Annotated in this window: 14 protein-coding genes and 1 pseudogene; 7 read left to right on the top strand and 8 right to left on the bottom strand. The window is 63.6% G+C overall.

Features of this window, described 5'->3' with window-relative positions; all coding sequences use genetic code 11:
* The first annotated feature begins 78 nt into the window (after nucleotides 1–78).
* Nucleotides 79–597, top strand: coding sequence for an RNA polymerase sigma factor (locus B9Z01_RS27080; RefSeq protein ID WP_085488633.1), 519 nt, complete (start codon nucleotides 79–81; stop codon nucleotides 595–597).
* Nucleotides 594–1,424, top strand: coding sequence for an anti-sigma factor family protein (locus tag B9Z01_RS27085; RefSeq protein WP_085488634.1), 831 nt, complete (start codon nucleotides 594–596; stop codon nucleotides 1,422–1,424). The genes B9Z01_RS27080 and B9Z01_RS27085 overlap by 4 nt, the downstream gene beginning before the upstream one ends.
* 13 nt (nucleotides 1,425–1,437) lie before the next feature.
* Here the strand turns inward: B9Z01_RS27085 and B9Z01_RS27090 are convergent, their stop codons facing one another.
* Nucleotides 1,438–2,412, bottom strand: coding sequence for an AraC family transcriptional regulator (locus B9Z01_RS27090; RefSeq protein WP_085488635.1), 975 nt, complete (start codon nucleotides 2,410–2,412; stop codon nucleotides 1,438–1,440).
* 265 nt (nucleotides 2,413–2,677) lie between these two features.
* On the opposite strand from B9Z01_RS27090, the gene B9Z01_RS27095 reads away from it, so the two are divergent.
* Together B9Z01_RS27095 and B9Z01_RS27100 are read left to right on the top strand one after the other, a co-directional pair.
* Entirely contained in the window at nucleotides 2,678–3,583 is a 906-nt protein-coding gene (locus B9Z01_RS27095; RefSeq protein WP_085488636.1) for an NmrA family NAD(P)-binding protein, read from the top strand.
* Nucleotides 3,580–3,870 (top strand): hypothetical protein, encoded by a 291-nt coding sequence (locus tag B9Z01_RS27100; RefSeq protein WP_085488637.1) that lies wholly within the window; start codon nucleotides 3,580–3,582, stop codon nucleotides 3,868–3,870. Before B9Z01_RS27095 ends, B9Z01_RS27100 begins: the two co-directional genes overlap by 4 nt.
* A gap of 241 nt (nucleotides 3,871–4,111) precedes the next feature.
* Here the strand turns inward: B9Z01_RS27100 and B9Z01_RS36700 are convergent, their stop codons facing one another.
* On the bottom strand, nucleotides 4,112–4,522 hold the full coding sequence (locus B9Z01_RS36700) for a helix-turn-helix transcriptional regulator (protein ID WP_338047429.1): 411 nt from the start codon (nucleotides 4,520–4,522) through the stop codon (nucleotides 4,112–4,114).
* 30 nt (nucleotides 4,523–4,552) lie between these two features.
* Nucleotides 4,553–5,042, bottom strand: a pseudogene (locus B9Z01_RS35930) (cupin domain-containing protein); the annotation flags it as partial.
* Between the two features lie 133 nt (nucleotides 5,043–5,175).
* On the opposite strand from B9Z01_RS35930, the gene B9Z01_RS27110 reads away from it, so the two are divergent.
* Together B9Z01_RS27110 and B9Z01_RS27115 are read left to right on the top strand one after the other, a co-directional pair.
* Nucleotides 5,176–6,159: an NADP-dependent oxidoreductase gene (locus B9Z01_RS27110; RefSeq protein WP_085488638.1), complete on the top strand. Its 984-nt coding sequence runs from the start codon at nucleotides 5,176–5,178 to the stop codon at nucleotides 6,157–6,159.
* 69 nt (nucleotides 6,160–6,228) lie between these two features.
* Nucleotides 6,229–7,197, top strand: coding sequence for an SDR family NAD(P)-dependent oxidoreductase (locus B9Z01_RS27115; protein ID WP_085488639.1), 969 nt, complete (start codon nucleotides 6,229–6,231; stop codon nucleotides 7,195–7,197).
* 79 nt (nucleotides 7,198–7,276) lie between these two features.
* Here the strand turns inward: B9Z01_RS27115 and B9Z01_RS27120 are convergent, their stop codons facing one another.
* From B9Z01_RS27120 to B9Z01_RS27135, 4 genes are all read right to left on the bottom strand, one after another.
* Entirely contained in the window at nucleotides 7,277–8,041 is a 765-nt protein-coding gene (locus tag B9Z01_RS27120) for an SDR family NAD(P)-dependent oxidoreductase (RefSeq protein ID WP_085488640.1), read from the bottom strand.
* A 66-nt stretch (nucleotides 8,042–8,107) separates the two neighbouring features.
* Entirely contained in the window at nucleotides 8,108–8,752 is a 645-nt protein-coding gene (locus B9Z01_RS27125; protein ID WP_085488641.1) for a carboxymuconolactone decarboxylase family protein, read from the bottom strand.
* A gap of 107 nt (nucleotides 8,753–8,859) precedes the next feature.
* Entirely contained in the window at nucleotides 8,860–9,873 is a 1,014-nt protein-coding gene (locus B9Z01_RS27130) for an aldo/keto reductase (protein ID WP_085488642.1), read from the bottom strand.
* Nucleotides 9,874–9,984: 111 nt separating this feature from the next.
* Entirely contained in the window at nucleotides 9,985–10,908 is a 924-nt protein-coding gene (locus B9Z01_RS27135) for a LysR family transcriptional regulator (RefSeq protein WP_085488643.1), read from the bottom strand.
* Nucleotides 10,909–11,046: 138 nt separating this feature from the next.
* On the opposite strand from B9Z01_RS27135, the gene B9Z01_RS27140 reads away from it, so the two are divergent.
* Nucleotides 11,047–12,327, top strand: coding sequence for a multidrug effflux MFS transporter (locus tag B9Z01_RS27140; RefSeq protein ID WP_085488781.1), 1,281 nt, complete (start codon nucleotides 11,047–11,049; stop codon nucleotides 12,325–12,327).
* 43 nt (nucleotides 12,328–12,370) lie between these two features.
* Here the strand turns inward: B9Z01_RS27140 and B9Z01_RS27145 are convergent, their stop codons facing one another.
* On the bottom strand, nucleotides 12,371–13,222 hold the full coding sequence (locus B9Z01_RS27145; protein ID WP_085488644.1) for an aldo/keto reductase: 852 nt from the start codon (nucleotides 13,220–13,222) through the stop codon (nucleotides 12,371–12,373).
* Nucleotides 13,223–13,246: the final 24 nt, after the last annotated feature.

The following is a 13,246-nucleotide window of genomic DNA, read 5'->3' on the forward strand; positions in this document are numbered from 1 at the left end:
GGCTCGCACCGCTACCGATCTCAGTGAACAGAACATGCCGACCTATGCCGATGCGAAGCCCCACGACCGGGATGCAACATGGATGTCCGTGACGAGCTGATGGAGCACGCGCCGCGCCTGCGGCGCTATGCGCGGGCGCTCATCAACAATCGCGAGCTTGCCGACGACCTCGTGCAGGACACGCTCGAACGCGCGCTCGCGCGCACCGGCCTGTTCCAGCCGGGCACCGATCTGCGCGCGTGGCTCTTCACGATCATGCACAACGTGTTCGCGAACCAGGCGCGCAAGGCGTCGGCGCGCGCGGTCCATGTCGCGGTCGACGACGAAAGCATCGCCGAGAGCGAGCTGTCCGTGCCGTCGGCGCAGATCCGCTCGCTCGAAATGCGCGACCTCGATTACGCGTTGCAGCGTCTGCCGGTCGAGCAACGCGAAGTGGTGCTGCTGGTCGGTCTCGAGGAAATGAGCTACGCCGATGTCGCGCTTGCGCTGAACATTCCGATCGGGACGGTCATGTCGCGCCTGTCGCGCGGACGCGAACGGCTTCGCGCGTTGATGGCGGGCACCCAGCCCGGTGCGAAATTACAGGTGGTGCGATGAGCGAGCCGCAAATGCCGATCGGCGAAGAAGATCTGCACGCGTACGTGGACGGCACGCTGTCCGACGAACGCCGTGCCGAGGTGGAGCGCGCGCTCGAACAGAACGCGGAGCTGGCCACGCGCGTCAGCGATTATTTTTCCCTCAACAACCTGTTCCATGAGCGCTACGACCGCGTGCTCAGCGAGCCGGTGCCGAAGCGTCTGCAGATGAACGCGCCGCGCCGCTCGCGCATGGCCGCGAACTGGCCGCGCTTCGCCGCGCAGTTCGCGGGCATGGCGGCGGCGCTCGTGCTGGGTGTCGGCATCGGGATGCACAAGAGCGGCGATCTGATTGCGCCGGTCGCGCTCGATCACGTGAACACGCGTGCCGTCAGCGCGGACAGCGCCGAAGGCTTCGCGCGGCAGGCAGCGGTCGCGCACGTGGTCTACATGCCGTCAGTCGTGCGGCCGAGCGACATGAGCGCCGATCACGAGCAGGATTTCGTGCAGTGGCTCGCCAACCGGCTCGGCACGAGCGTGCATCCGCCGATGCTGTCGAAGAGCGGCTTCAGCCTCTCGGGCGGCCGTCTGCTGCCGGGCGCCGATGGACCGACCGCGCAGTTCATGTATAGCGGACCGAACGGCGAGCGCGTTACGCTGTGCATTTCCCGTCGCCGCGAGAACGCGAACACGACGGCGTTCAAGCTGTACCAGGCGGGGCCCGTCAACGTGTTCTACTGGGTCGACGGCGATTTTGGCTATGCGGTGTCGGGCGGGATAGACCGCAAGGAGCTGTTGCAGCTCGCGCACGATGTCTATGCGCAGTTGACCGGAGTTGCGCCGGGGTGATTGACGTGATCGATTAACGCCCTGCTTCGCGGGTCTCCCACGTCGTCGCCAGGTCGCTCGCCGGGTCGCTCGCCGGGTCGCTCGCCGGGTCGCTCGCAACACCACGCAGTTCGCGCGGCGTGACGCCGAGCAGGCGCCCCATCCAGTGAGCCATGTGGCTCTGATGCGCAAAGCCCGTGTCCAGCGCGATCTGGCTCGCGCTGAGCCGCCCGTGCAGGAGCATCGTTCGCGCGCGCTCGACCCTGCGCTGCACCACGTACTGATGCACGGGCACGCCGAGCGTTTCGCGAAACAGCGCCTTGAAATGCGGCACGCTCAGTTGCGCTTGCGCGGCAAGCTCGGTCAGCGTCAGACGCTGGTCGAGATGCGCGTCGATGAACTCGATCACGCGCGCGGCCGTGCGCGGCGCGAGCGTGCGCCGCCGGTTGTCGGGCGCCGGCATGCCGCCGACCAGACGCACCACCATCGCCGTGCACAGACTTTCCGCGTAGAGCGGATCGGACGCGTCGTCCGCTTCGAGTTCCGCGCGCAGCGCCCACGCGAGGTGCTGAAAGCGCGCATCGCGCATCTGGAAGCGCGGGCGCAGTTGCGCATCGGCCGGTTTGAGCGACAGTTGCTCGACGGTCCGCCGCGCGAATTCGTCGGCGAACCAGACACTGAAAATCGTGCAGGCGGCATCATCGTTCCATTGCCCTTCGAGTCCGGCGGGAATCACATCGGCGTCGCCATGCGCCTGAATCCGCGTGTGAGGGTGCGCATCGCAAAGACAGCGCGCCGTGACCGGTGCACCGACATGCACACCCACCCGGTGATGCCTGAACGCCGGCATTCTGTGCAAACCGGCCGACACGTTCACCAGTTCCGCGCCGAAGCCCTGCCAGCCGAGCGTGCGGCTCGAGCGCACGGCGATGCGCGAGCCGCTGTGCGGCGCAAGCGCCGAGGCCGCCGGTGTGACGGCCGACGTGACGGCGGGGGTGACGTCGTTCATCGCTTCTCTCCTCGATGGCGGCAATATCCGTGCATTGTGCGGCGTTTTTCACCATTTCGCTGAAGCTACGGGATTCCGTACCGCCGATGCCGCCGCGGTCTCCAACGATGCCCTCGACGCAGCTTGCCCGACGGTCGCCGCGTCACTTCACGCCACATCACTTCAAAAAAATCATCCGGATCTGCGCAACGCCATCCATGCCTGCGCGCCTCGGCTGCGCCTCGTCCCTAACATGACGCCATACCGATCCCCAGAGGAGTGCAACGTGTACGTCATTTTTGGAGCAGCGGGCAACGTGGGACGAGCGAGTGCGGCCGCGTTGCGGCGCGCGGGACGCGAGGTGCGCGCAGTGGTCCGCGACCCGGCGCAAGGCGAATCGCTCGCGGCAATCGGGTGCGAAATCGCGCTCGCCGATCTGAACGATGCGGATTCAGTCGCGCGCGCGATCAACGGCGCGCATGCGGTGCAGTTGCTGTGCCCGGTGCCGCGCGTGCACGACGATCCGGCGGCCGCGATGCGGCGCATGATCGATGCGAGCGTCACCGCATTGCGTGCCGCCGCGCCGCCGCGAGTGCTGGCGCTCTCCGACTACGGCGCCGAACACGCTCACGGCACGGGCATCACGACGCTGTTCCACTACCTCGAAACGCAGTTGCGCACCGTCGATTCGTCGCTGACGTTCCTGCGCGCCGCCGAGCACATGCATAACTGGGCGCGCGTGCTGCCGGCCGCGCTCGAGCACGGCGTGCTGCCGAGTCTGCATCATCCGCTCGACAAGCTGTTTCCGACCGTCGCCGCGCAGGACGTCGGCGAACTCGCCGCCGGATTGCTGCTCGACGCAGCGCCTTCGCGGGCGGCGCCGCATGTCGTCAGCATCGAGGGGGACAAGCGCGTGAGCCCACTCGAGGTGGCACGCACGCTCGAAGAACTGACGGGGCGGCCGGTTGCCGCCCGCGCCATCCCGCGCGATGAATGGCACGCCATGCTGGGCCGCGCCGGGCTCGGCGAACAGCATGCGCGATTGATCGTCGATCTGTACGACGCGCACAACGCGGGCCGCATCGACGTCGAGGCGAACGTCGGCGAACGGCGCTTCGGCGCGACGACGTTAAGGCAGGTACTGGCAGCGCTGCTGCCGCACATGGCCGGCGCGAAGACGGCGGCACGTTGAGCGGCGAGGACGACGCCCAGCAAACTCAAGACAGGAGAAACGACATGCAACCCTGCCCTTTGCTGCGCACATTCAACGGGCGCGACGCGCGGCAACCTGCGGTTTGTCGAATGTCACAGCGTCAGCGAACTGCGCAGACACAACCCGCGCCGCAAACACCCGGGAGCCAAAGCGCCGGCCGCTGGCTGCTAGTGGTAGCGGCGCTCTCCAGACTGATCGGCTGGCGCGCCTTGGAAAACCTGCTCGACGCCATTCCGGACAGCAACGACGATTTCGGCCTGTTCTGAGCCGTGCGTGCTCGAAGCAACGGAACATGCTGAGCGCCGGTAAGCCGCATCGTGGCCGTACGCCATCCCGACGGCAATCACGTCTGCAACCACGTCTGCCATCCGGCGCAGGCTTCAGAAACAGGCACGATCTCAATCGCGCGCCTTAGTGGCATTCGAACGCTTCATCGCTTCGGCCGAATTGCCCACCCCAAAAAAACAGAACGGATGTCTTTCGTGGCGTGTCTCGCGTAATCCGTCATCAGGTCGGCATGGCATCAATCACTCTATTGCCGCGCACCCATTTGGGCGCGCGGCCGGTGACCCGCTTGAACGCGTGACTAAACGCGCTTTCGCTCGCATAGCCAAGCGATTCCGCCAGCCTCGCAATCGGCACGCCGCCCTGACTCAGCGCGCGCTCCGCGAGCCTCATGCGCCATTCAGTCAGATATCCAAGCGGACCGATTCCGGCCACTGCCTTGAAATGAAGGGCGAAGGTCGCGCGCGACATACCTGCGGCTTTGGCAAGGTCCGAGAGGCGCCAGTCCTTGCCCGGCTGTTCGTGCATCAAGGCGAGAACCGAAGCGAAACGCCGGTCGCCGGCGAGGCGCAGCCAGCCCGGGGCGATAGAACCGTTCTGCCGCAGATGGGCGCGCAGGACATGGATGAACATGAGCTGCACGAGTTGCGTTGATGCAGCATCGGCTCCCGGCAGACGATCGACACGCTCCTTGATCAATTGATCGAGAATCCATCGCAACGGTTTGGATTGCTCGGTACCGCCATCAACGCGGATCGTCGATGGCAATGCGTCGAAGAGGAGTGACTGGCCGCGCGGATCCAGCGTAACCGTGCCGCCGATCAACATGAAATCTTCGCCGTCCCCAATCCTGCAAACGTCGTTGCGCGCGAGAGAGAACCTCGCCGACGCCGGTGCTGGCGATGCTGAAGTCCGTAGCCAGTGTCATGGGAGCCGGCCGCAGGATCACCAGCACGTCACCGGCCTTGAGCTCGATGATCGTGCCATCGTTGTCCATTCTGACCCAGCAGCGTCCTTTGACGATGCCCCAGAACTTGATCCGGTCAGGCTTGGGATAGCCAATCGACCAGGCGCCGCCGGCTATGAGCGTTCCGGTCAGATCCGATTGCACACCCAGTAGTCTGAGCATGTCTGAGAGGGGTTCGGAAGTCATGTGCAAGATTATCGCGCATAGAATCCAGATTCTTGAGCATTCAACGTCTGATCCAGCGTCGCTATGCTAACACCTGATCGAGCTGTCGTATCAAGCCCGAAAGTCGTGTTGAATTGTCTGATCGGAGTATTGAATGCATGCGATGCGTTATCACGAATTTGGGAGTCCGGAATGTCTCCAGGACGATGTGGTCGAACGGCCGCGGCCCGCACAGGACGAAGTACTCATAGAGTTGGCCGCGGCGGGCGTTAATCCGGCGGACTGGCAGCTTGGCGCCGGCTACGCCCGAGGCTTTCTCGAACTTCCCATGCCGTTCATTCCGGGGATGGATTTTGCCGGTGTGGTCCGTGAAGTGGGTTCGGGAGTGACAGGTTTCGCCATCGGCGATCGTGTCTTCGGGGCGGCCTTGATCGCCCGGTGCGGAACCTACGCGGAATATGTGGCGGTGCCTGCTGCCATTGTGGAGCACGCACCCGGGAATCTGCCGCTCTACATGGCTGCGGCGGTTCCTCTTGCCGCGCAGACAGCATGGGCGGCCACGATCGGTGCGACTCATGGGAACGTGCGCGCCGGCCAACGTGTTCTCATCCAGGGTGGCGCGGGCGGCACCGGAATGTTTGCGATCCAGTTCGCGAAACAGCGCGGCGCGCATGTCATCGCCACCGGTTCCGCAGGTAACCACGATTGGCTTCGCTCGCTCGGCGCGAACGAGGTCGTCGATTACAGCGCGGTACGTTTCGAAGACGTCGTTGATCCCGTCGATGCGGTGATCGATCTGGTAGGCGGCGACGTCACGGCGCGATCGATCCCGCTGATCCGCGCGGGCGGCGTATTGGCCTCTATCGTGCGGCCGCCGGATAGCGTGGCAGAGTGCGAAGCCGTGGCCAGACGCCACGACGTTCGTCTGTCCTTCGTCGACATGAGTGTCGACCGGGATCCGGCGGCGTTCAACGAGATCGCGCGGCAGCTCGGCAGCGGCGCGCTCAAGGTTGCGCTCAGCGAGACTTATCCGCTGCGGCAGGCATCGCAGGCTCTGGCGGCGAGTCGTACCGGGCACGTTCGGGGCAAGATCGTACTGACGATCGGCTCACTCAACCAGGCTGTCGGCACGATATGAAAACGTGCCACGGATCGTAAGCAGTACGTGCTGTTTTTCGGCACGTATCCATAAGTGAAGGAAATGGCTATGACAAGTTCATTTGGAGCGGCATCCTCGACAGACGAGGTGCTCTCAGGCATCGATCTGAGCGGCAAGAGAGTGCTGGTGACCGGCGTGTCGGCGGGTCTTGGGGTCGAGACGGCCCGGGCGCTGGTGGCTCACGGAGCCCAGGTGGTCGGCACCGCGCGCGATGTCGCGAAAGCGGAAAGGCTGGCCGCTGGAATTCGAGCGCAGGCGTTGAACGGCGGCGGCTTGACGCTGATGGCATTGGATCTCGCCTCGCTCGCGAGCGTACGCGCTGGCACCGACAGGCTCCATTCCGACGGACGGCCTTTCGATGCCGTGATCGCGAATGCAGGCGTGATGCGAACGTCATTCGGCCATACCGCCGATGGTTTCGAGACACAGTTCGGCACCAATCACCTGGGGCATTTTGTCTTCGTGAACCGCGTTGCTTCGTTGATTGCACCTGGCGGGCGGCTGGTGGTTCTGGCGTCGACGGGTCATCGCACCTCGGATGTCGATCTCGATGATCCGAATTTCGAGCGTACCCCGTACGACCCTGGAGTCGCGTATGGCCGTTCCAAGACCGCGAACATCCTGTTCGCGGTGGAGTTCGATCGCCGGCATCGGGCTAGCGGCGTGCGTGCAACGGCCGTGCACCCTGGTGTCATCAAGACCGAACTCGACCGTCACATGAAATCCGACGAGTACGACAAGGTCATCGAACATATCAATGCCCAGTTGGCCGCGGAGGGGCGCCCGCCCTTCCAGTTCAAGACCGTCTCACAGGGGGCCGCGACCTCGGTCTGGGCTGCGTTCGCCGCACGTGCCGAAGACGTCGGAGGCCGATACTGTGAGGATTGCCATGTCTCGGAGATCGTTCAGGGACCGCTCGGTCCGATGAGTCCTGGTGTCCGGTCCTACGCGGTTGATCCGGAGCGCGCCAGGGCTCTCTGGGCCAGAAGCGAAGAGCTGGCGGGCGAGCGCTTTTGAGCCGTGCTTTTGAGCCCTGATCCCATTGGTGCAGTTTGGGGTGAACCGAGGCGACCTCATCAAGGACACCATCAAACTGTCAACGCATGATGAAGCCGCCATCCACCGATATCGACTGCCCCGTTACATAGCTCGACGCGCCGCTGCACAACCACAGAACGGCATCGGCAATTTCCTCCGGGCGTCCATGACGGCCCATCGGGATACTTGCCGTCATTGCCTCGAGTGCCGCGCCCTGACCACCCTCCACCATCTGGTCCGCCATCGGTGTCCAGATCAGCCCGGGGCAGACGGCGTTGATCCTGATTCCGCGCGCGGCATATTCGAGCGCCGCGCTTTTCGTGAGCCCGATCACGCCATGCTTCGCTGCGTGATAGGTGCCCCGCTCAGCCCCGCCGACGAGGCCGCCGAGCGACGAGCAGTTGACGATCGCGCCGCTTCCCTGCTTGCGCATCTGCTGCAACTCGAACTTCATGCAGCTCCACACGCCTCGCAGATTGATCGCCATGATCCGGTCGTAATCGTCACGCGGAGAATCCGCCGTCTCCGCAAGCACGTTCTGTACGCCGGCATTGTTGTACGCGACGTCGAGACGCCCGAACGCCGCAACCGTATGCCCGACCATGGCTTCAACCTGAGCGTCGTCGGATACGTCGCAACGGATCGCGATTGCCCGATAGCCTTCTGCCGTCAGCGCGTCCGCTGCATGACGTACTGCGTCCTCGTTCCAGTCCGCAAGCGCCACGGCTGCGCCGGACGCCGCGAAGGCCCTTGCAGTCGCCAGTCCCAACCCGGACGCCGCACCCGTCACGAGTGCAACGCGATTTTCAAATGAAATATTCAAGATGTTTCATCCTGCTCGATGTGACTACCTGATGCGACGCACGCCGGTGGGTGGAAGTGCCGCTTCTCAGTTGGCGGCAAGTTGCCTGTCGAGCGCTGCCAGCGCACGGGAACCTGCCGCCGGATCACCGGCGTCGGTCAGGTCTTGAGCCAGTTCACGCAGCTGTGACGCACTCAACCCGACATTCAGGCTGATCCGGATGTGCGCCTGCAGTTGCGACTCGACCCCGGCCAGCGCGGCAAGTATCCCGACAGTTGCAAGCTCGCGGCTCGCCCAGTCGAGGTTATCGCGCTCGAATATGTCGCCGAACAGATGGGTCTTCAGATACTGGCCGATCGCCGGCGCGAAATCGAACAGCGGCCCCTTTACGGGTCCACCTGCAAGCTTCGTCTGATTCGCCGTGCCTGCTGCGAGCAACGCGTCGCCGGTCGGGATCTCCTGTGCGGGATCGCGGCCCGGCAGGTCATCGATGCCGCGAGCCCGGCGCGCGTCGAGCGTCTTCATCAGTTGACCCAGCGCATTCAGGCTGCGGGGAAAACCGGCATACGCGTAGAGCTGCACGAGGATCTCCCTGGCATCGCTCACGCTCAGCCCGGCATCCAGCCCGCGGTTCAGCGCGCCGTCGAGGTGGGCCATCTCCCCCGTAGCCGCGAATGCGGCAATCGGCGCAATCGCCCGTTGCTTTGCAGAAAGTGTCTGTGTTTCAGCCATTGAATGAGATCCTTGATTGCTATGGGTGTCCCGGTGTCCCGCCGTCGACGCGCCAGACGGGTGCGGGCGTCAGTTGCCGGCTGCCGCACACGCGTGTGAACTTCAGGTCAGCCAATCACCCGACGGCCTTCGACCGGGTAGTTCGGGTCGGTGTAGCCCGGCGTGGAAGCGTGGCCCGGCGGTACCAGACTGTCGACGAATTTCTCGTCGTCCGGTCCAAGCTGCAGGCTCAGCGCCTCGACATAGCTATCCCAATGTGCTTCCGTGCGCGGACCTGCAATGGCCGAGCTCACGATGTTGTTCCTGAGCACCCAGGCAATCGCGAAGGCAATCGGCGTCGTCCCGCGCTCGGCTGCGTAAGCGGCGAGCTTCTGCGCGATCGCCAGTGACTCCTGACGCCATTCGGTCTGCTGGATCCGCTTGTCGCCACGCCCCGCGCGCGAGTCGGCAGGCGGCGCGCCGTCCGGTGCGTACTTGCCGGTGAGCACGCCGCGCGCGAGCGGACTGAACGGCACGGCACCCATACCGTAGTGCGCTGCCGCCGGCAGCAGTTCGACCTCGGCGGTCCGATCGACCATGTTGTAGACCGGTTCGATGGCAACGGGCCGGTCGATTCCCATCTGGTCGGCCAGACGCACGACCTCCGCCATGCGCCAGCCGCGAAAGTTCGACAGACCGAAATAGCGGACCTTCCCCTGCCGGATCAGATCCCCGATCGCACGCACCCCTTCTTCGAGTGGAGCGTCGGCCAGCGCCCGATGGAAATACAGGAGGTCGATGTAGTCCGTGCCCAGACGCTTCAGACTGGCTTCGACGGTCTGGAAGATCCATTTGCGCGACTGGCCCTGTTGGTTCGGTCGTGCCGTCGCCGACGCCGGGTAACCGAACTTCGTCGCAACGACCCAGCTGTCGCGCTGTTCGGCGATCGCGCGGCCAACGATCTCCTCAGAGCGGCCGGCGTGGTAAACGTCCGCGGTATCCAGGAAGTTCACGCCCTGGTCAAACGCCTTGTCGACGATGCGCCGCGACGTTGCCTCGTCTGTTTCACCGCCGAACATCATCGCGCCGAGGCACAGGGGCGAGATCTTGAGAGCGCTACGGCCCAGGTATCGATAGTCCATCATATTCTCCGTGCTCATGTTGAAAGAATGATAAAAGACCGCGAGACTTCGATAAATATCTCAAACCAGCAAACGCCTATGAGGCCAACTCATCAATCGATGCTGGAGAATTCAGCGATGTCTGCTTCTCCTGGGCCGCTCGTCCCGATAGCGGATTGCTTCGATCACGATCGCCAGCGCCCGTGAGGACTCGCTGCGGCTGGCGTAATAGGCGTGCAATCCCGGGAAGGTGGGGCACCAGTCTTTCAGTACCCAGCGCAGACGCCCCGCTGCGACGTCCGACTCGACCAGATCCGCGGGCACATAGGCCAGACCGTATCCCGACAGGGCGGCATCCAGCATCTGGTAAGTCCCGTTGAAGGCAAGCTGTCCGTCTACCCGCACCACAGTCTGACGACTCCCCCGTTTGAGCTCCCAGGGATAAAAGCCGCCATGCGTCGGCAACCGCAGATTGATGCAGTTATGGGCGGTCAGGTCGCGGGGCGTTTTGGGCAACGTCCGCTGCGCAAGGTACCCGGGAGATCCCACGATCGCCATTTGCATGTCGGGAGCGATCCGAACCGCGATCATGTCCTTGGCAACCTGATCACCGTGGCGCACTCCGATGTCGTAACGATCGGCGACGATATCGGCGAGCCCGTAGTCGGTGACGATCTCCACCCTGACTTCCGGATAGTCGCGCAAGACGTTCGCCAGTCGCGGCCAAAGGATCGTTCTGGTGGCGTAGTCGGTCGCGGTGATGCGCACGGTTCCGGCAGGCTTCTCGCGGACCTCGGCTACCGCGGCCAACTCGGCTTCGATCTCGTCAAAGCGAGGCGCGACGTTCTTGAGCAGATGCTCGCCGGCCGCGGTCGGTGACACGCTGCGTGTGGTCCGGGTGAGGAGGCGAAATCCAAGCCTGCCCTCGAGGCCGCGAATGGTATGACTCAGCGCCGATTGCGATACGCCGAGTTGCGCTGCCGCACGGGTGAAGCTGCGCTCGCGCGCGACGGCAATGAAGGCAAGCAGGTCACTGTAGTGGTTGTCGCGTCGCATTGATGAGATCAGTTCATGGGGGCTTGCTGATTTTAGCGTCTAGTCGGGACGGCCCGCGCAGGTTAATTTTATTGGCGTTGGTCAATGAAACTGATCGCTTGCTCAATTACACCGCTCGACATCCAATCAATCAGCGCCATGTCCACCAACAATTCCCCGGCTTCGCCACCGGATGCTTCGTGGACCGCCCCGCGCGACGAAGCGGCAAGCCCCAATCAAACGGGTGCCACCCACCACGCGCCGCGGGTACTGGCGGTGCTTGGCCTGCTTATGGCCTTCGCGTCGATATCGACGGACCTCTACCTTCCCGCCATGCCGGAGATGGCCATCTCGCTTCATGCGAGCACCGGAGCAGTGGAATTGACGATTTCCGGTTATCTGATCGGCTTCAGCCTCGGGCAACTACTCTGGGGGCCAGTCAGCGACCGCCGGGGCCGCCGCCTGCCGATCGCCATCGGCCTGCTACTGTTTATCGCGGGTTCCGCGGGTTGTGCACTCGCATCGACGGCTTCGATGCTGGTGAGTTTCCGTGCAATTCAGGCAGTCGGCGCATGCGCCAGTGTGGTCCTTGCCAGAGCAATGGTGCGCGACCTCTACACCGGCGCCCGCGCCGCCCAGATGATGTCGACACTGATGACCGTGATGGCGATCGCACCACTCATCGGACCGAGCGTCGGCGGCCTGATCGTACGCGTAGCCTCGTGGCGCGCGGTATTCTGGACACTGGTTGGCGTAGGGCTTGTCACGTTGGCGCTGCTGCGCACGTTACCCGAGACGCTGCCGCCAACGCGCCGCAATTCCGAACCTCTCTGGCGCGCGTTGGCGACATATGCCAGTCTCGTCGGCCATAAGCGGCTTCTCGGCTACGCGGGTGCCGGCGGCTGCTTTTATGGTGCGACGTTCGCGTATATTGCCGGCTCGCCGTTCGCCTACATGAACTATCACCATGTATCTCCCGAGCTGTACGGCGTCCTTTTCGGCGCCGGTATCGTAGGGATCATGTTGGTGAACCAACTAAATGCGCGCCTGCTTTCACGCTTTAGCGGGGACCGGCTGATGCAGGCAGCAACGCTGGTCGCCGCGATCGCAGGGCTGGTGCTGGCGCTGAACGCCTGGCGAGACTGGGGCGGCGTCGCCGGCCTGGCCGTCCCGCTGTTCGTGATGGTTTCGACCACTGGCATGATCGTGGCGAACTCGATTGCCGGTGCGCTCAGCCTGTTCCCGGAAATCGCGGGTTCGGTGTCTGCATTGATCGGCGCGGTGCAGTACGGCACGGGAATTCTGGGATCTGCGCTGGTCGCCTCATTCGCAGACGGCACACCATCGTCAATGGGCACCGTGATTGCCGTCATGAATATTTGCGCTGCACTTAGCGCCCTGATTCTCGTCCGTCCCAATCCGCTTGATCAGCACAATTGAATAATGACCAATCGCCTATAGCAGCGACCTGCCCAGTTGCACGTCATAGTCCGAGCTTTCGTTCGCTCATCCACTTCACTATCGCCGGATCGCGATGCGAGAAGAAACTGCTCGTGCCTGTCTCCAGCGTTGCGACGGCCTGCATGTCTGCGTCGGACAGCTCGAAGTCGAAGACAGCCAGATTTTCCAGCATCCGCTCCTTGCGCACGGACTTTGCGAGGGCAACGATGCCGCGCTGAACCAGCCATCGCAACACGACTTGCCCGACGGTCTTGCCATGACGCTGAGCGATCGCCACCAGTTGCTCGTTCTGGAACAGGTTGTTCCGTCCTTCGGCGAAGGGAGCCCAAGCCTCCGGCTGCACGCCGAGCCCGCGCATGAAATCGACGCTTTCAGCCTGCTGGTGGAAGGGATTGACTTCGATCTGGTTGACCGCCGGAGTCACTTCGTTGAACCCTTCGATGTCCATGAGACGATCCGGCTGGAAATTGCTCAGGCCGATCGCACGCAGCTTGCCAGCGCGATGCGCCTCCTCCATCGCTCGCCATGCGCCATGAACGTCCGAGAACGGTTGATGGATCAGGAACAGATCGAGATACTCCACACCCAGGCGCTTCAGCGACTTGTCGATGGCCACTCGGGCACGTTCATAGCCCGCATCCTCAACCCACAGCTTGCTGGTGACGAAAAGCTGGTCACGCGGTACTCCGCAACGCTTCAGGCCCCGCCCGACGGCTTCCTCGTTCTTGTAGGATGCAGCGGTGTCGATCAGACGGTAGCCCGCCTGCACCGCGTCCACGACGCAGCGTTCGCATTCCGCCTCGTCGGCGATCTGGAAAACGCCGTAACCGAGAATCGGCATCGTCATTCCATTGTTCAGAGTCACGTGTTGCATGGTCAGTCCTTGGTGTTGAATAAC

This window comes from Paraburkholderia susongensis (assembly GCF_900177725.1).
GTDB classification, from domain to species: domain Bacteria; phylum Pseudomonadota; class Gammaproteobacteria; order Burkholderiales; family Burkholderiaceae; genus Paraburkholderia; species Paraburkholderia susongensis.

Excerpts from the sequence above, each read along its gene's own strand:
- B9Z01_RS27110 (WP_085488638.1), top strand. The coding sequence starts at position 5,176 with ATGCATGCGATGCGTTATCACGAATTTGGGAGTCCGGAATGTCTCCAG.
- B9Z01_RS27135 (WP_085488643.1), bottom strand. The coding sequence starts at position 10,908 with ATGCGACGCGACAACCACTACAGTGACCTGCTTGCCTTCATTGCCGTC.
- B9Z01_RS27090 (WP_085488635.1), bottom strand. The coding sequence starts at position 2,412 with ATGAACGACGTCACCCCCGCCGTCACGTCGGCCGTCACACCGGCGGCC.
- B9Z01_RS27085 (WP_085488634.1), top strand. The coding sequence starts at position 594 with ATGAGCGAGCCGCAAATGCCGATCGGCGAAGAAGATCTGCACGCGTAC.
- B9Z01_RS27080 (WP_085488633.1), top strand. The coding sequence starts at position 79 with ATGGATGTCCGTGACGAGCTGATGGAGCACGCGCCGCGCCTGCGGCGC.
- B9Z01_RS27140 (WP_085488781.1), top strand. The coding sequence starts at position 11,047 with ATGTCCACCAACAATTCCCCGGCTTCGCCACCGGATGCTTCGTGGACC.
- B9Z01_RS36700 (WP_338047429.1), bottom strand. The coding sequence starts at position 4,522 with ATGTTCATCCATGTCCTGCGCGCCCATCTGCGGCAGAACGGTTCTATC.
- B9Z01_RS27130 (WP_085488642.1), bottom strand. The coding sequence starts at position 9,873 with ATGGACTATCGATACCTGGGCCGTAGCGCTCTCAAGATCTCGCCCCTG.
- B9Z01_RS27145 (WP_085488644.1), bottom strand. The coding sequence starts at position 13,222 with ATGCAACACGTGACTCTGAACAATGGAATGACGATGCCGATTCTCGGT.
- B9Z01_RS27115 (WP_085488639.1), top strand. The coding sequence starts at position 6,229 with ATGACAAGTTCATTTGGAGCGGCATCCTCGACAGACGAGGTGCTCTCA.
- B9Z01_RS27125 (WP_085488641.1), bottom strand. The coding sequence starts at position 8,752 with ATGGCTGAAACACAGACACTTTCTGCAAAGCAACGGGCGATTGCGCCG.